This window comes from Rhodoferax sp. RT5P35, assembly GCF_056521385.1.
In genome coordinates, this window is record NZ_JBWMAX010000035.1 from 1 (window position 1) to 2295 (window position 2295).

Here is a 2295-nt window from a genome sequence, read left to right on the forward strand (position 1 = left end):
CAGGCTGGTGTCTTCGCCGTTGTCGCGGACGGTGGCGGTGAGGCGATTGAGGAGGCGCTCCAGATTGGGCAGGCGCAGCGTGGGCAACGCCTGGCGGCAGCCTGGCGACGCGCTGGGGGCCAGGGGAATCAGCAAATGGGGGAGGGTGGGCATGCGGGTATTGTCCCGGATGGGCCGGGCCCGCAACGCAAAAGCGGTGGCAGCTATCTTTTAAATAGCTGCCACCGCTGGATGGATAAGGGCGGATTCAAGTCCAAGTGCAACACAAGGATCATTGAATGGTAGCGTGCTGAGAATGGTGTTTCAGCAAGAAATCGCGATAGGCCTCAATAGGCGAGTGCGCATTTAATGTCTTACGAGGGCGGTTGTTGATCTCATCGGCAATGGCATCGAGCTGCTCCTGGCTCACATCTGAGAGATCCATGCCTTTGGGCAGGTACTGACGCACCAAGCCATTGGTGTTTTCGTTGGTGCCGCGCTGCCAAGGACTGTGGGGGTCACAGAAGTACACCGCAATGCCGGTATTGGCGCTGAGCTCCTTGTGGCGCGCCATCTCGCTGCCCTGGTCATACGTCATGCTGTGGCGCATAGGCTGGGCAATGCAGCGCAGCTTGTCTGTAAAAGCCTGCAATACATTGGCCGCACTGGCGGGTTTGGGGTGTGGCAGGTGCACCAGAATCAATAAGCGTGAGGAGCGCTCCACCAGCGTGCCTACGGCACTGGCGTTAGCGCGGCCCTTGATCAAGTCGCCCTCCCAGTGGCCGGGAAACAGCCGGTCGTTGACCTCGGGTGGACGCACATGGATGCTGAGCATGTCCGCGCTTCGGGCTTTGCGGTCTGTGCCTCGGGTGCGCGGCATGCGTTTGGAGCGCGCATGGCGCAAGCAGGCAATCAGGTCTTTGCGTAGCTCGCCTCGGGGTTGGGCGTAGATGGCGTTGTAGATGGTTTCAAAGGACACGCGTTGGGTCCAATCAGAAGGAGATTGCCGGGCTAAGTGGAGGGAGATTTGCTCGGGTGACCATTTGCGTTTAAGCAGTACGCAGACCTGGGCAAACAAAGCCCCCGTGCAGACAAGTTTAGGGGCTGGGCGGCAGAGTCTGCGCCTGCGGGTACAGCGCTGATGGGCAAAGGTGCCGCTGTAGGCGGCCAACGGGGCATTGCGCTCAATCTCACGGCTGATGGTGGAGGGTGAGCGGTGAAGCAGTCGGGCGATGGCCCGGATGCCCAAGCATTGCTCGCGGTACTGTGCCAGCGCGATGCGCTCGTCCGACTGAAGTTGCTGGTACTGGGGAGCTTTTGTCATTTCTGCACCTTAGTTGAATAAGGTGTTGCACTTCAGATTTGAACTCGCCAAGCGCGAGAGGGCTAAAACGCCCCCATATTGGGCTTAATCGTTGCTGTCGGTCGAGAAGGTGCGCACGTTGCTGTAAGCGTTGCTCACGCCGGGCACGGTGCTGGCCACATAGCGGGCCTTGGATACTTCTTGCGGGCCTTGGGTCCAGCCGTGCAGTACCACGGTGCCGTTGCTGGCGGTGACGGTCAGGTCTTTGGCGTCGCTGCCGAGCTGGCTGGTCAGGGTGGATTGCACCGCGCTGGCCAGGTCTGCGTCGTTGCCAGCAGCGTGGGCGGGGAGGAATGCGCCTGCGGCCAGGGCGAACAAAGCGGAGGCGGCGATACGGTTGAAAGAGCGGGTCATGGTGAAGTCCTTTGGGTTGTTGCAATGTTTTGCGGTGAGGTGATCTTCCCAAGCGGCCCGGACTTTTGTGTGTCGGCAACACGCAGGCTGTGTTGCATCTGTCATCCAGGGTGCAACCCTGGATCTATCGTTTGCTATATTTATAAGAGCTGCTCGTGCTTATGCAATAAGCACAGGCTGCCCATTTGACGTAAATTTTTTTGGTAACTCAGAACTTCCAGCCCAGGCCGATGCCGAACAGCACCGGGTCTACCTTGAAGGTGCCCAGCTTGCTGCCACCGGCGGCCACGTCGGTGCGGATATAGACCTTCTTCAGGTCGACGTTCAGCACCAGGTTTTTTGCCAGCGCAATGTCCACACCTACCTGCAGCGCGGGGCCGAAGCTGTTGCGGTCTACCGTCACGCCTGCGGGCAGGTTCACCGCGCTCAGGCGGGTGTAGTTCAGGCCCGCACCCACGTAGGGCGTAAAACCGGCCTGGGGCGCGTGGTACTGCAGCGTCAGGGTGGGGGGTAGGTGCTTGAAGCTGCCGATGGCGGTGCCGCCTGCGCTCAGCGTCTGCTTCTGCGGCACGGTCAGCACCAGCTCGGCGGCAATGTTG

Annotated in this window: 3 protein-coding genes; all 3 read right to left on the reverse strand. The window is 60.4% G+C overall.

Features of this window, described 5'->3' with window-relative positions; genetic code table 11:
* Positions 1-271 precede the first annotated feature (271 nt).
* Entirely contained in the window at positions 272-1303 is a 1032-nt protein-coding gene (locus AC097L_RS23205) for an IS30 family transposase (RefSeq protein WP_479589104.1), read from the reverse strand.
* Between the two features lie 84 nt (positions 1304-1387).
* A complete protein-coding gene (locus tag AC097L_RS23210; RefSeq protein WP_479589105.1) occupies positions 1388-1696 on the reverse strand; it encodes a BON domain-containing protein in 309 nt (102 codons plus the stop codon).
* A 208-nt stretch (positions 1697-1904) separates the two neighbouring features.
* Positions 1905-2295: OmpW/AlkL family protein (locus AC097L_RS23215; RefSeq protein WP_479589106.1), on the reverse strand; the 391-nt coding region annotated here is incomplete at its 5' end.

Bases quoted from the DNA above. Each gene is read 5' to 3' on its own strand.
- AC097L_RS23205 (WP_479589104.1), bottom strand. From the start codon at position 1,303: ATGACAAAAGCTCCCCAGTACCAGCAACTTCAGTCGGACGAGCGCATC.
- AC097L_RS23210 (WP_479589105.1), bottom strand. From the start codon at position 1,696: ATGACCCGCTCTTTCAACCGTATCGCCGCCTCCGCTTTGTTCGCCCTG.